Source organism: Candidatus Gastranaerophilales bacterium (assembly GCA_028693235.1).
Taxonomy (GTDB): domain Bacteria; phylum Cyanobacteriota; class Vampirovibrionia; order Gastranaerophilales; family Gastranaerophilaceae; genus JAQUVW01.
In genome coordinates this window covers 575273-592966 of record JAQUVW010000001.1, presented here as the reverse complement: position 1 = coordinate 592966, position 17694 = coordinate 575273, and the positions used below count along the sequence as shown (strand labels likewise).

The window sequence follows — 17694 nt, the reverse complement described above, 5'->3', positions numbered from 1 at the left end:
GGAAAATAATTATGAAAATAGAATACACTCCCAAAGGTGTTTGCTGTAAAAAAATAAAGATTGAAATTGAAAATAACATCATAAATTCAACAGATTTTTCAGGTGGTTGTAGTGGAAACCTATCTGCAATCTCACAACTTGTAAAAGGAATGCACGTAAATGATGTTATAAATAAGCTTGAAAATATAAAATGTGGAACAAAAGAAACAAGTTGCCCGGCACAACTTGCAATTTGCCTGATGGAATACGCAAAACAAAAAGAACCACAAAAAGTTACTAACAAATAATTACAAATTGTAACAACTTTAACAAATATGTGCTTAAACCCTAAAGCCAATGAATATATGACCGATATATTAAAAGTATCGTGAATTAATGTAAGGTGAATGTCATGGGTTTAAATGAGGTAAATTATTTAAAAACGACTGTAAGCGTTGACTCTTTGTACGGAAAGACTCTTACAGAAGCTCAAATTAAAGAAGTTAAGGAACTTGCTGAAGGTGGTTTTACAAAAGATGAACTGGCTCAAATTACAACTATGGGAATAGATACAGCTCCTTTACTGGCAAATTTTCAAGAAAGCACTACTAAAGAAACGAAAGATATTTCTGCAATAGTTAAAGAATTGCAAACAAAATACGCAGCAACTGCCGGCGGTAGCGACCCATACACCTCAAACAATCCACAATTAATTGCGTTTCAAAAGGCATTAAAAGATGGAGTAATTGCCGATTTAGGCAAAACATATTCTAAAAATGAAATTGTAAACATAATAAACCAAGTATTTCCAAGCGTAGGTATCTCTCTCAATGACGACGGCAGTTATAACTGCCCGATTGGTCACGACGCTACAGCTAAAGAAGTTTACAACCAGTTTGTTAAAGATTTGAAATCTGCCTCAGGATATACTGAGCAAATCCAAGCTTTACAAACACAATTAAGCTCATTAAATTCACAAATAATATCAAATAATAACCAAATTGAAGCCTTAAAAGGCACTGTTGAACAGCTTCAAAAAGAAATAGAAAAACAAATTGACGCTGCGATTGAACAAAGTGAAGAAATCGCTGATGAGCAAAAGAAAGATGCTTCAAAAATTGTAAGCGAAGAACTCGACAGATATACCCGTGCCGAAGGCTCTATGACCTATGATGATTTTAAAGGGCATTTATCAAACCGTCTAAACTCATTGTCTGCAAGCGGTGATACGAAGCTTTCGCAAGTAATCAACAAAATGGTCGATGCCGAAAATAAAATGGGAACACTAAAAGGCTACCTAGACAAAATGGGCACGCTTATAAAAGCTAATACAAATCTTGCAAGCAATGCCAGCAAACTATCTGACCAAGTAAATGATTTGGTAGAAAAAGAAAAAGAATCTGCAGCAAAAGATGATGAAAATTGCAAACGATGCGACCCGATTGGTTTCTCGCAAGGTGGCAATCGCTATGACTTCTTCGTTGACAAGGATAAAAACGGTGATTTGAGTAATGAAAATGAATTTTTAGGTGCAAAAAACGGCTGGAATGAAATGGCAGCATTAGACGCAAATAGCGACGGTAAAGTATCTAAAGATGAACTTGCGGCAAGTGATTTAAAAATGGTTGTAACAGATTCATCAGGTAAACAAACAGTCAAAAATGCAGCCGATGTATTCAAAGACGGTGACTCAATCAACCTAAACAGTTATGATGCGGTAAACAAGGATATGTCTAACGGAAACACACTTCTTGGAACATACTCATTAACATTCAACGGTGATAATGTAGACAATGGATATAACACCTTGGATAACGTCGATTGGCTAAGAAATAACTACAATTTCTCTGACAGGGACAATGGTATAAATGATTTCGCAAAAGACAAAAATACTGCTGCTAAAGCAACTGATTTCAGTAAAGTATACAGTGAATTTGAAAATAATTATACAAACCTTGAAAAGAAATTAGAAACAGCTTGGAGCAATTTGGGAATAACCCGAAGCGATGTAAAAAATGCTATTCAAACAATCGGCAAGTATGAAGGCAAGGATAAAGCAAAAGATATCGAATCAAATTTCAAGGAAATTGCATTGAAAAAACAAGAAGAGAAAAAGAAAACAGAACAGACATAAACAGATAACACGAATATCAAGAAAGAGCTCTTATAGGGCTCTTTCTTCGTTTAACAGCTCATCAGCAAGTTCAGCAGCTGTTTCAACAAATCTTTCACAAGGTCTGGTTTTGTAATACTCTGCGTTTCTGACAGACGGTATAAAACCGTCAGACCCTTTATTTAAAAGTTCTCGGCATATTATTGTATTATGATTTGCCTTAAACTGATTTGCTAAATCTTGAATCAACTTATAATGTTGTGTCTTGACCTCGTCATCAGCTGGAGAAGTATAACCTTTTTTCAGCCCAGCAATCATAAACAAAGAGCTTACGGCACCACAAACTTCACGTAATTTTCCCATTCCGCCTCCAAATGATGATGCTAATTTAAGAGCCTCGTCTTTTGTTAGCCCGATTTCTTCTGCAAACGGCAAAAGAACTGACTGTGCACAGTTATACCCTTGATTAAAATATAATTTTGCCAATTCTGATTTTTTTACCATTAAAAACACCTCTCGCAAACAGAATACCACAGACGTTATAATAAAAAATGTATAATTTCAATTCTGCATCACTTTTTTAGAGTACAATGAAAGAAAGGAGATAAATTATGGACATTCAAAATCAAGATGAAAAAATCAATGAGAGATTAACAAAAATAAAGAACACAATTGTTGTACTATCTGGCAAAGGTGGCGTAGGTAAAAGTACAATAGCTGCGAATTTAGCAGTAAGTTTATCTTTAAAAGGCTTTAAAACAGGCTTACTTGATGTTGATGTTCATGGACCGAGTATCCCTACTTTATTTGGTTTAGAAGGTGCCGCTCCAATGTCTGACGGAGTATCAATAATGCCTATTGAATACAATAAAAATCTTAAAATTATATCAGTTGGGTTCATGATAGAAGATAACACAGCACCTATTATTTGGCGTGGACCTGCAAAAATGGGATTTATAAAAGAAATGATGAGCGAAGTTGAATGGGGTGAAATTGATTATTTAATCGTAGATTGTCCTCCTGGCACTGGAGATGAGCCTCTATCAGTTATCCAAACCCTTAAAAACTTAACAGGTGCCCTAATTGTTACCACTCCTCAAAAGCTTGCAATTGTTGATGTTAAAAAATCAGTTAATTTCTGCAAAAAACTTAACACACCTATTTTAGGCGTCATTGAAAATATGAGCGGATTTGTTTGCACTCACTGCGGTGAAAAAGTTGAAATTTTCAAATCAGGCGGCGGAGAAAAAATGGCACAAGAAATGGATATAAACTTCCTAGGTAAAATACCATTAGAAGCTGATATAGTTGAAGCCGATGACAACGGTGAGCCATTCTTAGAAAAATACTCAAAAACTCAAACTGCAAACGAAATGAACAAAATCATAGAAAAAATTATAAATGCAAAGTAAAACAAATTTATAATCAAAATTCAAGTAGCATGTGAACAACAGATGAATCATCATTTCGATACAACAAAGGTACAAGTCGTTTATCAACCGGTTTAAATCCAAATTGTTTATACATATCTATAGCAATTGGATTTTCAGCTTGTAGAAACACTCGTTTGATGTGCTTTTCTTGAGCTTTATCAAGCATTTTATTCATAAGAATTTTGCCAATTCCTTTGTTTTGGAAATCATTATTTACGTATAAATTTGCAGCAAATGCATCATCCTGATTTAAAAATTCAATTTGTGAAGTTGCGATAATTTTTCCTTTTTCAGAATTATCCCTGACAATAAAAGGAACAATCCTGCCACTATCTATTGAATTAATTAGCTGAAACTCCCACTTTTTCGCATTATAAGGTTCTTTAGATTTATCCCATTGCAAAAGATGCTGAACAAACTCGCCCATGTCTTTTGTACCTGCAACAAATGTTTTTAGAGCTGGAGAATTGCCATTAATTTTCTTTGAGGATACAAATACATCAGTAGAACAAGCAGAAAAAGCGACTTGCGATTTTCCCCTTAAAGCCACCTTTGAAAAATTACATAAAGAATTTTTATATGCAGAAAATTGATTTATTGCCATATTTATACAAAGGTTATGAAAATAAAAATTGCTAAATCAGCATAAAAAAAATACCCTGGAACAGATTCGAACTGTTGACCTACCGCTTAGAAGGCGGTTGCTCTATCCAGCTGAGCTACCAAGGCATTTAATCTTTTTCATTCCTATGAAATTATCTTAACACATAAAATTTTTCATGCAAATATTTTTTATGATTAGTTGAGTATGCCAGATATAATTTCAGGAATATTTCGAATTTCATCCAAAGAAATATCTGCCCGCAAAGACAATCTAAGGCGAGCTGTATTGACTGGGACGGTAGGATGCCTGATTGGCAAAACATAATAACCTGAATTTTGAAGTTCTGAAGATACTTTGACCGCAATTTCATTTTCGCCAAGTATAACAGGTACAATTTGTGACGCTCCTAAGGTATTCAAACCCCTTTGCTGAATTAAATTTCTAAAAATTGAAGCTGTTTTCAAGAGATTTTTTCTTAAATCTAATGTATGAGGCAAAATATTTTCCAACACAAATTTTGAAAAGACGATATTAGCTTCGGGAAGTGCAGTTGAAAAAATAAAACTTCTCGCTTTATTAGTCAAATAATCGATTAAAACGCTCTTTCCAACTACAAAAGCACCCACTGAACCAATAGATTTTCCAAAAGTAGCGACTATAATATCTACCTCATTTAGCAAATTTTGAACTTCCGCTAAACCTAATCCGTTTTCGCCAAAGACACCGAAAGCATGAGCTTCATCTAATAATAAAATAGCATTATATTTATTTTTTAGTTCAACAAGCTTTTCCAAGTCTGCGATATCTCCATCCATGCTAAACACGGACTCTGAAGCTATTATCGCAGTTTCATAGTCATTGCGATGCTTTTCCAATAAGTTTTCCAAATGTTCATAGTCAAGATGCTTATACCGATAAAAGTTTGTTCCGCTTAGCTTTAAACCATCGACCATGCTGGCATGATTTAACTTATCCATAAACAAAACATCTTTACTGTCCAAAAGAGAAGAAATAAGCCCTACATTGGCGTGATAGCCACTATTAAAAAGCAATGCCCCTTCTTTTTGAAAAGCATTTGCTAAATAACTCTCTAATTTTTTATAAGAAGAAGTAGTCCCTGTTAGTAGTCTGGCAGAAGCAGAGCCCATCGGAAGTTGAAAACGAGAATAGAAATCAGACAATATCTCTTTATTTTCCGCTAACCCAAGGTAGTCATTTGAAGATAAATTAAGCAATTTTCGCTCATTAGATAAAACATACTTCCCGACCTTCTCAATATCAGCAACCAAACGATTACAAGAAATATCCTTAAGTTTATTAATTTCTGATAAATATTTTTCTAACATAATTAATATTTTAACACGTCAAATGTTAACATTGTAAAAATAAATGAAAAACATGCAAAAAAATTGTTATATTTGTTTTTATATATATAAGCAAAGGAAAAAACTATGGGTATTGATGCAATTCAAGCCTACAACCCTTTTATGAAGAAAATAAATGCAGTACAAGGGTTTGGCAATAACAATCAACAACCAAAAGTAAATGAGACACAAGGTGCGGCTCAACCTATTAACTTTGGTGGATTAACATCAAAGCAACCTGTTGATGCAGTTGCCCCTGCTAATGCAAGAGCTAATTTCGAAAACGGTTTAGCAGCAGGTGACCAAGCAGGAATGGCTGTCTCACACAATGGAAAAGACGGAGTTGCCGGTAGCAAACTTTACTTGATTGGTTAAAATTAATTTAATAGCAAATAAGAAATCAGTGCCAACGCACTGATTTTTTGTTATAATTTTCTTATGAAAAATTTATTCAGATTATACGAGTGGGACGATGTTCCCGAACAACAAATGATAGGTGAAATTTTAATTGAGGCAGGAAAGATTAACCTAAAAAATCTTTCAATGGCTTTAGATGCACAAAAATTTCAAAAAATGCCTCTCGGCGAAATTTTTATTTTAATGAAAACCATCACAAGAGAAGACTTGGAACAATCCTTATTAGTTCAAGCTCATATAAGGAAAAGATTAGAAAATGTTTAAATTTATAAAAAAGTTTACTCAATTTTGTTTAATAATGTTTATGCTTAGCAATCTTGCTTTAGCAAAATCGCATACTGTTTCATTCGCTCAATTAACTGATATCCACTATTCGCCCGACGGAATCACTTCAAGTTCAAGAGATTTGAGCAAAAGTAAAGCGAATTTAGGATTTGCAATAACTTCACTGAATAAACATTCTAAAGACATTGACTTTGTTATGTTCTTAGGGGACAACATTGATAAATCAAGAACCGACAGCATGATGGGGTTTTTGAAAGAAACCCAAAATGTTGAAAAACCACATTATTTTGTACTCGGGAACCACGATGCCTACAAGCTTTCAGGAATCCCTAAAGAACAATATATTAAAGCTGTTCAGCTATACAATCCGTATCAAAAAAGCGATAAACCGAGTTATTATTTTTACCCTGACAAAAACACTATAGCTATAGTTGTTGACGGGGCTATGCAGTTTGCCCCAAGTGCACATGGCACTTATACCGAAGAAACAATAAAATGGCTCGACAATGTATTGACTGAAAATCAAGATAAAGTTGCACTCATATTCCAACATTTTCCTCTAATTCCGCCTTATGAAAATTTTTCACACAGAACATTAGAAGCTGACCCATATTTTGATTTGCTGATTAAACACAAAAATATAGCACTAATTTCATCAGGGCATTACCACGATGAAAAAGTCACAATTGACAAAAATGGTATTTATCACATTTCAGTCCCATCATTATTAAGTGAACCTAACATTTACGAAATAGTAAAAGTAACATACGAAAAAAAAATATTCAAAACTCCGACTGAGGTAAAAGTTGAGATAAAGAAGATAAGGATATAAAGATTGATTTTAAGCAAAAGAGAAGCCCGTTAAAGGGCTTTTCTTTTATTTGAATGAACATATTCTCGAGCACAATCAAACATTGAGTTCACGAGCCCCACATTGGCTGTAAGATTTATCCCCGAATTCTGCAATAGTTGCTTCAAACGAGTTTCCCAATATGGATAGATTTCCTCTTTTGAAATATCGAGAACCTGAGCTATTAACATAAGTTCTTTCCAATCAAGTGGTATTGGTCTTGCACCTCTTAAAATATCAACGATTTCAACACGTTTTTTTCTGGGAAATGCCTTTAGAAATTGTACTGTTGATAATTTTTGTTCAGATTGTTTTTCTCTTAAAAATTCAACGGCATCATCAATAACAATAGGTTCTTGCGGAATTTTGTATTCGACAAAATCTTCCGGTGCAACGTCCATAACAACTGAAATTCGCTCAAGCGTTGTACTTCTTGTTGAAAACGGAATGGCATTATCAATAAGATTGTAAACATATGATAAAGTTACGCCTATCATTTGAGCAAAATCTTTTTTGTGAAGATGGGTTGATTTCAAGAAATCAAAAAGCTTTTGGCTACTTTTTAATTCTACAATTGATTTACTTTTGGTTGACATAAGTTTCCTCCCTCTAATAATATTTATATGATTACTTTATTTTTAAATTTTGTTAATGGTAAACAGGTCGTCTTGATAGACTAATTGTTTATTTGCCACATAAACTAGGGAGTTAATATGAAATTAATAGTAGGACTCGGAAATCCGGGGGATAAATACACAAACACAAGACATAATACAGGTTTTATATACATAAACGAATTAGCCAACAAATGGGACTGTGGGTTTAAATTTGAATCAAAATTCAAAGCAGAAATCGCAAAGACAGAAAAGTTTGGCGAAAGTATTTTGCTCGCTAAACCGCAAACTTATATGAATTTGTCAGGGGAAGCGGTTAGAGCTTTATTAAATTTTTATAAAATAGATACAGAAGACATTTTTATCGTATATGACGATATTGCAATGCCGGCGGGGGCTTTGAGATTTAGAGCAACGGGCTCTGATGGGGGACATAACGGGATTAAATCAATTATTCAAAACACCGGCACTCAAAAATTTGACAGATTAAAAATAGGGATTGGCCCCCAACCTACAGGAATGCCCTCTGAAAATTTTGTACTGGGGAAATTTACAAAAGACCAAATTGAGCCACTGACAAAAGCGATAAATAGTGCTATGGACGCCACAGAAGAATACTTAATAAACGGTTTAAACAGTGCACAATGCAAATATAACTGTAAAGGTTAAAAAAAAGACAAAAAAAAGAGGGCATATATTGCCCTTGCTGTCTGGAATTAAGAATAGTTGGAAGTATGAAAAAGATTTTAATTATATATAACAACTTTTTGAGTCCTTCCGCAATTAGCCACCTAGTTATATTTTCAAATATACATGTGGATAATAAGAAGGAGCACATTAAGTGCTTTTAATACACTTAATACTACAACCAGTGTTTAAGACTCTTTACAGCTTTATAAAGTTTTTATACCCATAGGGGTTGACAAATAATTAATTGTGATTAATAATAAAAGCATAAATAAAGTGTAATTAAAACACTTTAGATTTAACAAGACTCCGAGGAAAAGGAAAAATGAAAGTAAACACTATTAAAAATTATACACCAACTTTTAAGTCATCTGTACTGCCATACCCAGAATATGCAAAAGGCTATTCAGTTTCTCAACAAAATGCTCAAAAAACTGATGCTCTTGCTTCTGACCCAGTTACAGCTCTAGTAAACAAATTCGCTAAAGCATACAGATTATTGTTTACTCCTGAAATAACAAATTCAGCAAACAATATCAAAAAAGGCATAGATATCGTTTTTGATGACAAACAAGTCGGTCAAAAATTAAACGAAGTAGCTTAATAAGCTTAAGACTACAATCATTACACAGCATATTTTTTTTACAAACATTAATAACATTATAAACATTTTAATTTTTAACTTATTCGTTATAAACCCATTTTTTACGAATAATCCACTGAATTACGGTTAGTACAGAAATAAATATAAACAAAACATAGGCAATGGCAGACGCTTTGCCTATATTAAAATATTCAAATGCATTTTGATATAACCAAAATACCAAAACATTCGTAGCATTATTTGGACCACCTTGCGTCATTAAATAAATCAAGTCAAATACTTGAAAAGATGAAATTGTTGTGATTATTAGCACAAAAAATATCGTAGGACTCAATAATGGCAATGTTATTCTAAAAAATGTGGAACAACTCCCAGAGCCATCCATTTTTGCAGCTTCTAATATATTGCTATTTATAGAACTCAGTCCTGCTAAAAAAATCACCATATTGTAGCCGACCAATTTCCAAACAGATACGATAACAATTGCAACCATTGCCGTAGCGGGTTCATAAAGCCAAGAAATATGTGTTTTTAATATAAAATTTAAAAGCCCGATATTGGGGTCGAATATCCACTCCCAAACCATTGCTATAACTATCATTGGGGTTATAAATGGTAAAAAATATGCTGTTTTAAAAAATTCTGAAGCTCTGATTTTATTAGCCAGTATAGAAGCTAAAACCAAAGGAACGATTGTCCCAAGAATGGTCACAGCAATTGCAAAAATCACAGTATTGTTGAACACTTGCCAAAAATTTTGACTGCTGAACAATTCAAAATAATTTTTGAAACCGACAAATTTTGGCATATCTAAAAGATTCCAATCAGCAAAACTTAATGAAAACGAAGCCAAAATAGGAATGATAATAAAAATAAGCGAGCCCAGAATGCATGGTGCCAAAAAACAACATGCAAATATAGAATCATCTTTTTTGTTTGTCTGAAAGTTACTGTTCTTCATCTTTTTGCTTTTATTATATTTATTTCTTATAATGAGTATAATATTATTAAAACGTTAAGACAAGGGATTTACAAAGGGAGAAATTAATGGCTGTCACTCATAAATTTACAGCATTCGGCAAAAATGATATTCGAGGCATATACGAAGAAGACGTAACCGAAGAACTTTTTTATTATGTAGGTAAAGCTTACATTAAATATTTAGTAAAACAATCAGGACAAAAAGCTAAAGATATATGGGTTTCAACTGTAAGAGATGCAAGATTGCACTCACCTTCACTCTCCAAAGCATTGATAAAAGGTGTCACCCACATGGGAGCAAACGTAGTTGACATGGGGCTTGCACCAACACCGATGGGATATTATTCAGAGTTTGCAGGCATTCCGTCGACCATTACCAATAAACAAAAAATTATGGGGTCATTGATTGTCACGGCAAGCCATAATCCTAAAGAATATAACGGATTAAAAATGACTTACAACAAGGCTTCAATTACAGAAAACGGTATAAAAGAAATAAAAGAACTTACTATTGACCAAATATCAACAGATGAAACGGCTCCGAGGTTCGGTCTTACAAGAAAATTCGATATAATCCCTGAATATATTGACTCTATGACAAAACAATTTCCAGAAATAGGCAAAGGCATAAAAGTTGTTGTAGACAGTGCTAATGCAACTGGAGGACTGGTTGCTCCTAAACTATATAATGAATACGGTTGCGAGGTTATAGAGCTGTTTTCGGAACCTGATGGAAATTTTCCAAATCACCACCCAAACCCAAGCGATGAAAAAACCTTAGAAGCAATAAAAGCAAAAGTTGTTGAAACGAATGCTGATTTAGGCATTGCATTTGACGGAGATTCAGATAGAGTAGGGGTTATTGACTCAAAAGGAAATTATCTTACAGGTGATAAACTGCTATTGATTTATGCTCTTGACGTAATTAAGGATTTAGTCAAACGTGGCGAAAAACCTGCCATAGTGTCGGAGGTAAAATGCTCTCAAGTCTTATACGATACAATTAACAATAATGGTGCAAATGCAATCATGTGCAAGACCGGACACGGATATATCAAAGACAAAATGAAAGAAACTAAAGCAATTTTAGCCGGCGAAATGAGCGGACACATGTTCTTCAAAGACAGATATTATGGTTTTGACGATGCTATTTACGGCGGTTCCAGAATAATTGAAATAGTTGCAAAAAATAAAATGCAAAACCCTGACTTTAAACTTGAAGACTTACTTGAACCTTTCACAAAAGTATTTACATCAACAGAAGTCCGTTACCCATGCCAAAACGAGCTTAAAGCAACAGTATTGAAACTTTTGACAAAAAAAATCGAAGACAATAAAGACGTCTTTGGTGCTCCTATAAAAGATATAATCACATTAGACGGGCTTAGGATAGTCTTTGCAGACGGCTTTGCACTAATCAGGCAAAGCAACACAGAGCCTGTTTTTACATTAAGATTTGAGGCTAAGAATAAAAAACAAGCAGAACAATATAAAAAAGCAATGATTTCAATGCTTGAAAAATGTATAAAAGATTGTCAATAGGATTTAAAATGAAAAAAAACGTATTTGCTATAATAATAATTTCATTATGCACATTATGCCTTATTGTAGGACTAGTGACCAAAAACACGAACGGCGAAAAATACACAAATGATTCGCCTAAAGGTAAAATGAGCAACGCCTTCAAAAAAAGTACCAATAAAATCGCTTTGGTTTCGCTCAACGGTGTAATTGATTCAAATTCTAAAACAAATGCTTTTTCCAATGAATTCACTGCTCAATCTACATTAAAATCTTTAAAAATGGCAGGTAAAGACAATGAAATAAGAGGCATCATAATAAAGATGAATACACCTGGGGGCACTGTAGGAATGTCTCAATGTATTTATAACGAGGTTTTAAGAATTAAAAAAACAAAACCAGTTGTAGTGGTGATGGAAGATGTTGCGGCAAGCGGAGGATACTACATAGCCAGTGCTGCCGATAGAATTTTTGCAATGGACGGGACTTTAACAGGTAGTATCGGCGTAATATTCTCAACAATGAATTACCACCAACTCTTGACCGAAAAACTTGCAATTACGCCGAACGTAATAAAAAGCGGAAAATATAAAGACATAGGCTCTCCTTATAGAGCAATGTCCTCTGAAGATAGAAAACTTTTGGAAGGAATTGTTGACGATTCTTATTCTCAATTCATTTCAGCTATAGAAAAAGGCAGAGTCACAAGAAACGATAAATATACTGCTCACAAACAAAATTTGGCCGACAAAACTTTAAGAAAATATGCTGACGGACGTATTTTTACAGGCAGACAAGCATACAAATTGGGATTTATTGACTCTTTGGGTGACCTAACAGACGCACAAAATGCCATAGGGACTATGGCTTCTGAAAAATTCGGAACAGGAAAAGATGTTATATTAGTACCCTATACAAAAACATCAACTTTTGCCGAAGCAATTTTAGGTACAACAGAAAGCATCTTTACCCCTAAAGATTACATTGAATCATTTATCCCGACAAGCATCAAATTAAGTAAAAGACCTCTTTATCTTTGGGAGTAAGAGAATGGAAGAATATTTTAAAAACATATATTGCGTGCTTTGTGAGCCGAATAAAGCCTTTGAAGAACTAAATAAAATAAATATGAGTTCGTCACAAGCAGCATTTACAATTATTTGGGTGAACATATTTCTATATTCATTAAAATATATATGGTCACAACACATACTCGTTGCTTTTATGTATATAGTAACATTATTTTTCTATCTGATAAGCGTCTTAATCGGCTGGCTAATGTTGGGCGTCTTTTTTGAATACATAGCCAAAATATTTGACAAATCAGGCAATTTAAAAAAGCTTTTATACCTTTCTTCTTACGCTGTGTTACCATGGATTTTTTTGGCACCGTTGGAACTTTTGAAACGCTCATCAGACATAGGCTATTTTTTAGGAGTGATATTGGAGCTAATAATATACTTTTGGACAATGTTTCTATACGCAAAATCGCTTGAAATCACTTATAATTTAAAATTTACACGAGCAGTTATGCTTATATTTTTACCCACCGTCGTTATGTTATACAGCATTTTTTGGACAATAGGTTTCATCACTAAACTCGGTTATATATTTACTGTGTAGATATATAATTTGAGATATTTAATATGAAAAAACTATTCATATTGTTTAGTATTTTTTGCTGTGTAAATATGCCACAAAACCTTGCAATCGCGGCTCCAAACAGCTCGCAAGTTAGTCTTTCAAACATAGAAAGCCAAGTTTTCGGGTACGAATACAAAGGTGAGAATGACGGAACAAGGCTAACAAGATTAGAAAACTTTTTATATGGGAAAGTGCAGACAGGAAGCAATGAAGCCAGAATAAAAAAGCTATCATCTGACGCAGGCATCATTGATTCAACAGAATTGGCGACTACCGGTGAGGCAGGAAGCACAGGAGGTGCAGCCCCTACAAATGTACCTATGTCAAAAAAATATGCAAAAGAAGACCCTTCTGTAGAATACCCTATTATAGATGAAATTGAACAAACTGTCTTTAATAGAAATTATAACGGAGAGAATGTTTATGCAAGAGTCGAACGCCTGGAAAAACAGGTATATAAAACAACAAATGGAAATGACGATTTAAGCAACCGTGTAAATAAATTAAGATTATCGGTAATAAAAACAACTCCGAATGTATTTGATGAAGACACATATCCCGTTTATTCAGATGATGATGAAATAATAAGCGACCACACCGCCGAATCTTATCCAACAAGAACTGCAAATTCCTATAATTATTCTTCTCCGAGTAAATCGAGAAACAATTATCAATCACAAGAAATTACAGCATTAGAACAACTAATGCTCAAACAATCTTATCCGAGAGAAAACGAAAACACGAGATTAGACAGATTAGAAAATAAAATATTCAAAAGAAGTTTTTCTAACGATGACAACACAACTCGTATAGATAGAATATCGGCAGCATCTACCGCAAAAAAGAGCTCCCAGTTATATGACAACAATAAATTGATGAGAAATTTAACAACGGGAGCTCAAATTGGAGGAATTTTATTGATGATACTGGCTATGATTCTGTAGTAAATCGACCACGTTTATTATAATAGTCAGTACTAACAGAATTAGATTTATCAGCTGTTTGATTTGCAGACTGCGAAGTATTTAAGCTTTCGCTCTTATTTTCAGTATTTTTATGCTTCTTCTGATAAGCACTATCACCTACTTTGGAACCCAAATCATATCCGAGCATAGAAGCCCCGACAAAAGCCAAACCTGATAAAATAAAGCCTGTTGCCATCATTACTTTATTTTTGGATTTCGCAGACATGTTTCCGATAGTTTTAATATTTTTCCCTAGTTTTTCAAGAGCAAACTCAGTTAAATTATCACCTTTTTGCCTTACGATTTCTTTTGCAGTCTTTGATTTCATGAGCTTTTCAGCGGCAAACATAGCTGACATACCGCCGGCTTCATGATACAAAGTTGCTTCTTTATTTTCCGAAGTAGCTACCCGAATACCAGCAGCACCAATTAACAAAGGATTAACCAGTTTACCTGCAACATTCAGTGCTTTTGAGCCAAACGATGTCGATTTTTCAAAGGCATCCAAAGCTGTTTTCGTTGTTTTACCAACAGAATTATCCAGTTTTGAGACCTTGTCAACCAGACTCCCTGTTTGAGCTAAAATAACCGGAGCCCGCCCAATGTCGCCATGTTTGACTTTATCAGTATTTCTTGCAATAAAAATTGCACTAGCAAATGCGTTAGACATTTTTCAATACCTGCTTACCTAAATATAAACTTCACTTTCCAAGTTAATAAACACATTTGCGATACAAAAATTGCTTATTTTATTAAAACAATTTACAATTGTTAAGAAGGTTGGAAAAAGCTTAAAAAACTGATATAATTTTGCAAAGAGAGATATATGACAAAACAAATTATATTCGGATTATTATGCATAGTTTTTTTAGTAATCATATATAAGATATTCAGAGCATTGAGCGAAAACATATCTCTGGACTCTGAAGATAACGATGATGGCTACTATCAGTCTGTCCAATCGCAGATTGAAGCATTGAGAAACGCAGGACAATGGCAAGAAGCCTTTAATGTTGGTAAACAACTGCTTTCCCAAGCTCCGCAGAATGCAAAAGCAAGATTAATATATGCAAAATTGTTATATGACGCTGAAAAATATTATGACGCAATAGGGCATTTAAACTTGATTGTACGAGGAAATCCTGACAATATTGATGCAATATTGCTGATTGGAAATTGCTTAGTAAAAACTAAACAATTCAATAAGGCAGTAACTGTTTATAAAAAACTTATAGATAAAAATCCAAATAATATCAATGCACTATACCAACTAGCAGATATTTATACTCAAAAAAAAGAAAAACACGCAGCTCTTCAATTATACAAAAAAATAATTACACTTACTGAAGATGAAAAAGAGAAAAGAAGCCTTCAACTTTCAATAGCCAACATCTATTTTGAAACAAGAGATTGGGCAAACTTGAAAAAAGAAGCAAACATATTGATTGAAGCATATCCAAATGATAAAACAGTCTTACTTTATTTAAAAAAAGCATATTTGATTTGCGAAGAGTATAAAAATGCTATTGAAACTATCAAAAAAATTATAGAAATTGAGCCCTATAACAACAACTTGTACGAAGAAATTATAGTTCTGTCCTTAAAATTAAAAGACTATGAAACAGCCTCAGAATTTGCTGAAAAATGTTTGGAGCTAAAAAACGGAAACAAACCACGTATTTTAAACTACATAGCTAAAATAAAGATAGAACAAGGTCAAATTGATGAAGCAACAATACTACTCCAAGATGCAATAAAAGAATATCACCACGACAATGATTTAAAAATATCACTTGCCAATACATACTGTCTATTAAAACAATATGAAGAGGCTATATCCATATACGAAGATATGCTTGAAACCGCTGCCACGCAAGAAATGGAAGATTTAAAAACACAACTCAGCGATATTTTCTTTGCTTATGGAATATATTTGTTTGATAATGATAACGTAGATGTAGCTTTTACCATGCTCAATAAGGCTATAGAACAAAATCCTTCAAACCCAAATTTATACAAAGGCTTGGGGGATATAAATGTAAAGATAAAAAACTACAACGAAGCTACAAATTACTACAAAACAGCACTTGAGGTTTCACCGGAAGACGCAGAAACCTACATCAAACTCGCTGATACTTACTACGAGATGGACAACTTGTTAGAAGCAAAAAAATACTATCAAGATTCTCTATTGATAAAACCGGATAATGTAATTGCCCATGCTGCTCTCGGCGTAATATTCGCAAAACAAAAAAACTCTACAGCAGCAATTGACGCATTTAAAAAAGCTTTATCGATTGATTCACAAAATGTTAATATAAGATACAATCTTGCACTTGCCTATGAATTGGCAATGAACACAGATAAAGCAATGGCAGAATACAAAAAAGTACTCGAAATTGATCCTTACCATACAGAATCAAAGAACAATTTAGAACTACTTCAAAATATGTACAAACAGTAAAAACGGAGAAGGAATTATGAAAGACAAAACATTTTTAATGATCCCCGGTCCTACACCGGTACCGGAAAGAGTCTTGCTCAACATGGCAAAACACCCTATTGGACACAGAAGCAGCGAGTTTTCGGCAATTCTTTCGTCGGTTTATGCTGATTTAAAAGACATTTTCCATACGAAAAATGAAGTTTTAGTTTACACAGCAAGCGGAACAGGTGCTATGGAAGCTGCTTTATCAAATTTGGTAAATGAAGGAGATAAGGTCCTTTCACTTGTAATCGGTAACTTTGGTGCAAGATGGGCTAACATTGCTAAATCATTGGGTGCTGTCGTCGAAAAAATCGAAGTTGCACCAGGTAACGCAATCAACCCTGAAGACTTAAAGGCTAAATTAGACGCTGACGTTAACAAAGAAATAAAAATTGTTACATTAACCCATAATGAAACAGCAACAGGCGTTACAAACGATGTAAAAACCTTGGTTGATTTAATCAACAAACACGGTGCCGTCTCAGTTGTTGATGGTGTTACAAGCCTTGGTGCACTTGAATGCAAGATGGATGAATGGGGCATTGACGTTCTTGTTTCTGGCTCTCAAAAAGGATTTATGATACCACCGGGATTATCTTTCTTGGCTGCAAGTCCAAAAGCTTGGGCTCTTCATGAAAAATGCAAACACCCCAGCTTCTATTTTAACTGGACTACCAACAGAAAATCCGTGCTTGATAATTCAACAGCGTTCACACCTGCTGTCAATTTGTTTGTAGCTCTAGAATCCGCTATTGCAATGATGAAAGAAGAAGGCATTGACAATATTTGGGCTCGACACGCTAAAATTGCAAAAGGTTTAAGAGCTGCAGTTAGAGCAATTGGTCTAAAATTGTTCGTTGAAGACGACAAAATCGCCAGCAATTCAATTACAGCAGTTCTTCCACCTGAAGGTGTAAGCGTGCCTGATATAAGAAAAATTTTAAAGAACGATTACGATATAGTTGTTGCCAACGGTCAAAAAGAACTAAAAGACAAAATATTCAGAATGGGTACACTTGGTTTTGTTTCTGAAAGAGATGCAATAACTGCAATCGGTTCACTTGAAGCAACTTTATATAAACTCGGATACAAATTCGAATTAGGTACAGGCGTTGCCGCACTTATTAAAGCACTGAATTCATAGG

General features: G+C 34.0%; 20 protein-coding genes and 1 tRNA gene. 14 read left to right on the top strand and 7 right to left on the bottom strand.

Annotated features, from left to right (window positions below; genetic code table 11):
* Window positions 1-11 precede the first annotated feature (11 nt).
* Together PHV37_02890 and PHV37_02885 are read left to right on the top strand one after the other, a co-directional pair.
* Window positions 12-287: a TIGR03905 family TSCPD domain-containing protein gene (locus PHV37_02890; GenBank protein MDD3237026.1), complete on the top strand. Its 276-nt coding sequence runs from the start codon at window positions 12-14 to the stop codon at window positions 285-287.
* Between the two features lie 104 nt (window positions 288-391).
* Window positions 392-2113, top strand: a complete 1722-nt coding sequence (locus PHV37_02885; GenBank protein ID MDD3237025.1) for a hypothetical protein — start codon at window positions 392-394, stop codon at window positions 2111-2113.
* Window positions 2114-2143: 30 nt separating this feature from the next.
* Here PHV37_02885 and PHV37_02880 read toward each other — a convergent pair whose 3' ends face one another.
* Entirely contained in the window at window positions 2144-2596 is a 453-nt protein-coding gene (locus tag PHV37_02880) for a C-GCAxxG-C-C family protein (GenBank protein MDD3237024.1), read from the bottom strand.
* Window positions 2597-2703: 107 nt separating this feature from the next.
* Here PHV37_02880 and PHV37_02875 point away from each other — a divergent pair, with 107 nt between their 5' ends.
* The gene (locus PHV37_02875; GenBank protein MDD3237023.1) at window positions 2704-3504 is read left to right on the top strand and encodes an Mrp/NBP35 family ATP-binding protein; all 801 of its coding nucleotides are present in this window, start codon (window positions 2704-2706) and stop codon (window positions 3502-3504) included.
* Between the two features lie 13 nt (window positions 3505-3517).
* Here the strand turns inward: PHV37_02875 and PHV37_02870 are convergent, their stop codons facing one another.
* The 3 genes from PHV37_02870 to PHV37_02860 all read right to left on the bottom strand — a co-directional run bounded on the left by PHV37_02870 (window position 3518) and on the right by PHV37_02860 (window position 5475).
* Window positions 3518-4129, bottom strand: coding sequence for a GNAT family N-acetyltransferase (locus tag PHV37_02870; protein ID MDD3237022.1), 612 nt, complete (start codon window positions 4127-4129; stop codon window positions 3518-3520).
* Window positions 4130-4180: 51 nt separating this feature from the next.
* Window positions 4181-4254 (bottom strand) — tRNA-Arg (locus PHV37_02865).
* Window positions 4255-4323: 69 nt separating this feature from the next.
* Window positions 4324-5475: an 8-amino-7-oxononanoate synthase gene (locus PHV37_02860; GenBank protein ID MDD3237021.1), complete on the bottom strand. Its 1152-nt coding sequence runs from the start codon at window positions 5473-5475 to the stop codon at window positions 4324-4326.
* Window positions 5476-5580: 105 nt separating this feature from the next.
* Between PHV37_02860 and PHV37_02855 the strand changes: the two genes are divergently transcribed.
* The 3 genes from PHV37_02855 (at window position 5581) to PHV37_02845 (ending at window position 7027) form a co-directional block, all read left to right on the top strand.
* On the top strand, window positions 5581-5868 hold the full coding sequence (locus tag PHV37_02855; protein MDD3237020.1) for a hypothetical protein: 288 nt from the start codon (window positions 5581-5583) through the stop codon (window positions 5866-5868).
* 63 nt (window positions 5869-5931) lie between these two features.
* Entirely contained in the window at window positions 5932-6174 is a 243-nt protein-coding gene (locus tag PHV37_02850) for a hypothetical protein (GenBank protein ID MDD3237019.1), read from the top strand.
* A complete protein-coding gene (locus tag PHV37_02845; GenBank protein MDD3237018.1) occupies window positions 6167-7027 on the top strand; it encodes a metallophosphoesterase in 861 nt (286 codons plus the stop codon). The genes PHV37_02850 and PHV37_02845 overlap by 8 nt, the downstream gene beginning before the upstream one ends.
* Before the next feature lie 29 nt (window positions 7028-7056).
* On the opposite strand, the gene PHV37_02840 is transcribed toward PHV37_02845, so the two are convergent.
* The gene (locus PHV37_02840; GenBank protein ID MDD3237017.1) at window positions 7057-7641 is read right to left on the bottom strand and encodes a hypothetical protein; all 585 of its coding nucleotides are present in this window, start codon (window positions 7639-7641) and stop codon (window positions 7057-7059) included.
* 117 nt (window positions 7642-7758) lie between these two features.
* On the opposite strand from PHV37_02840, the gene pth reads away from it, so the two are divergent.
* Both pth and PHV37_02830 read left to right on the top strand, forming a co-directional pair.
* Complete coding sequence (pth, locus tag PHV37_02835) at window positions 7759-8328, top strand: aminoacyl-tRNA hydrolase (protein MDD3237016.1); 570 nt, start codon at window positions 7759-7761, stop codon at window positions 8326-8328.
* A gap of 343 nt (window positions 8329-8671) precedes the next feature.
* Window positions 8672-8950: a hypothetical protein gene (locus tag PHV37_02830; protein ID MDD3237015.1), complete on the top strand. Its 279-nt coding sequence runs from the start codon at window positions 8672-8674 to the stop codon at window positions 8948-8950.
* Between the two features lie 79 nt (window positions 8951-9029).
* Here PHV37_02830 and PHV37_02825 read toward each other — a convergent pair whose 3' ends face one another.
* Window positions 9030-9911: a sugar ABC transporter permease gene (locus tag PHV37_02825; GenBank protein ID MDD3237014.1), complete on the bottom strand. Its 882-nt coding sequence runs from the start codon at window positions 9909-9911 to the stop codon at window positions 9030-9032.
* 86 nt (window positions 9912-9997) lie between these two features.
* Between PHV37_02825 and PHV37_02820 the strand changes: the two genes are divergently transcribed.
* The 4 genes from PHV37_02820 to PHV37_02805 are packed head-to-tail and all read left to right on the top strand — an operon-like array spanning window position 9998 to window position 14040.
* The gene (locus PHV37_02820) at window positions 9998-11473 is read left to right on the top strand and encodes a phosphomannomutase/phosphoglucomutase (protein ID MDD3237013.1); all 1476 of its coding nucleotides are present in this window, start codon (window positions 9998-10000) and stop codon (window positions 11471-11473) included.
* Between the two features lie 8 nt (window positions 11474-11481).
* Window positions 11482-12498 (top strand): signal peptide peptidase SppA, encoded by a 1017-nt coding sequence (sppA, locus tag PHV37_02815; GenBank protein ID MDD3237012.1) that lies wholly within the window; start codon window positions 11482-11484, stop codon window positions 12496-12498.
* 4 nt (window positions 12499-12502) lie between these two features.
* Window positions 12503-13075 carry a Yip1 family protein gene (locus PHV37_02810; GenBank protein MDD3237011.1) on the top strand — a complete coding sequence of 191 codons (573 nt, stop codon included), beginning with the start codon at window positions 12503-12505 and terminating at the stop codon, window positions 13073-13075.
* Window positions 13076-13098: 23 nt separating this feature from the next.
* Entirely contained in the window at window positions 13099-14040 is a 942-nt protein-coding gene (locus tag PHV37_02805) for a hypothetical protein (GenBank protein MDD3237010.1), read from the top strand.
* Here PHV37_02805 and PHV37_02800 read toward each other — a convergent pair.
* A complete protein-coding gene (locus tag PHV37_02800; GenBank protein MDD3237009.1) occupies window positions 14027-14731 on the bottom strand; it encodes a hypothetical protein in 705 nt (234 codons plus the stop codon). The genes PHV37_02805 and PHV37_02800 overlap by 14 nt on opposite strands.
* 156 nt (window positions 14732-14887) lie before the next feature.
* Between PHV37_02800 and PHV37_02795 the strand changes: the two genes are divergently transcribed.
* Both PHV37_02795 and PHV37_02790 read left to right on the top strand, forming a co-directional pair.
* Complete coding sequence (locus tag PHV37_02795) at window positions 14888-16525, top strand: tetratricopeptide repeat protein (GenBank protein MDD3237008.1); 1638 nt, start codon at window positions 14888-14890, stop codon at window positions 16523-16525.
* A gap of 16 nt (window positions 16526-16541) precedes the next feature.
* A complete protein-coding gene (locus PHV37_02790) occupies window positions 16542-17693 on the top strand; it encodes an alanine--glyoxylate aminotransferase family protein (protein ID MDD3237007.1) in 1152 nt (383 codons plus the stop codon).
* Window position 17694 lies beyond the last annotated feature (1 nt).

What these genes read in the sequence shown, in the direction of transcription:
- PHV37_02890 (MDD3237026.1), top strand. Translation starts at nt 12, where the DNA reads ATGAAAATAGAATACACTCCCAAAGGTGTTTGCTGTAAAAAAATAAAG.
- PHV37_02885 (MDD3237025.1), top strand. Translation starts at nt 392, where the DNA reads ATGGGTTTAAATGAGGTAAATTATTTAAAAACGACTGTAAGCGTTGAC.
- PHV37_02880 (MDD3237024.1), bottom strand. Translation starts at nt 2,596, where the DNA reads ATGGTAAAAAAATCAGAATTGGCAAAATTATATTTTAATCAAGGGTAT.
- PHV37_02875 (MDD3237023.1), top strand. Translation starts at nt 2,704, where the DNA reads ATGGACATTCAAAATCAAGATGAAAAAATCAATGAGAGATTAACAAAA.
- PHV37_02870 (MDD3237022.1), bottom strand. Translation starts at nt 4,129, where the DNA reads ATGGCAATAAATCAATTTTCTGCATATAAAAATTCTTTATGTAATTTT.
- PHV37_02860 (MDD3237021.1), bottom strand. Translation starts at nt 5,475, where the DNA reads ATGTTAGAAAAATATTTATCAGAAATTAATAAACTTAAGGATATTTCT.
- PHV37_02855 (MDD3237020.1), top strand. Translation starts at nt 5,581, where the DNA reads ATGGGTATTGATGCAATTCAAGCCTACAACCCTTTTATGAAGAAAATA.
- PHV37_02850 (MDD3237019.1), top strand. Translation starts at nt 5,932, where the DNA reads ATGAAAAATTTATTCAGATTATACGAGTGGGACGATGTTCCCGAACAA.
- PHV37_02845 (MDD3237018.1), top strand. Translation starts at nt 6,167, where the DNA reads ATGTTTAAATTTATAAAAAAGTTTACTCAATTTTGTTTAATAATGTTT.
- PHV37_02840 (MDD3237017.1), bottom strand. Translation starts at nt 7,641, where the DNA reads ATGTCAACCAAAAGTAAATCAATTGTAGAATTAAAAAGTAGCCAAAAG.
- pth (MDD3237016.1), top strand. Translation starts at nt 7,759, where the DNA reads ATGAAATTAATAGTAGGACTCGGAAATCCGGGGGATAAATACACAAAC.
- PHV37_02830 (MDD3237015.1), top strand. Translation starts at nt 8,672, where the DNA reads ATGAAAGTAAACACTATTAAAAATTATACACCAACTTTTAAGTCATCT.
- PHV37_02825 (MDD3237014.1), bottom strand. Translation starts at nt 9,911, where the DNA reads ATGAAGAACAGTAACTTTCAGACAAACAAAAAAGATGATTCTATATTT.
- PHV37_02820 (MDD3237013.1), top strand. Translation starts at nt 9,998, where the DNA reads ATGGCTGTCACTCATAAATTTACAGCATTCGGCAAAAATGATATTCGA.
- sppA (MDD3237012.1), top strand. Translation starts at nt 11,482, where the DNA reads ATGAAAAAAAACGTATTTGCTATAATAATAATTTCATTATGCACATTA.
- PHV37_02810 (MDD3237011.1), top strand. Translation starts at nt 12,503, where the DNA reads ATGGAAGAATATTTTAAAAACATATATTGCGTGCTTTGTGAGCCGAAT.
- PHV37_02805 (MDD3237010.1), top strand. Translation starts at nt 13,099, where the DNA reads ATGAAAAAACTATTCATATTGTTTAGTATTTTTTGCTGTGTAAATATG.
- PHV37_02800 (MDD3237009.1), bottom strand. Translation starts at nt 14,731, where the DNA reads ATGTCTAACGCATTTGCTAGTGCAATTTTTATTGCAAGAAATACTGAT.
- PHV37_02795 (MDD3237008.1), top strand. Translation starts at nt 14,888, where the DNA reads ATGACAAAACAAATTATATTCGGATTATTATGCATAGTTTTTTTAGTA.
- PHV37_02790 (MDD3237007.1), top strand. Translation starts at nt 16,542, where the DNA reads ATGAAAGACAAAACATTTTTAATGATCCCCGGTCCTACACCGGTACCG.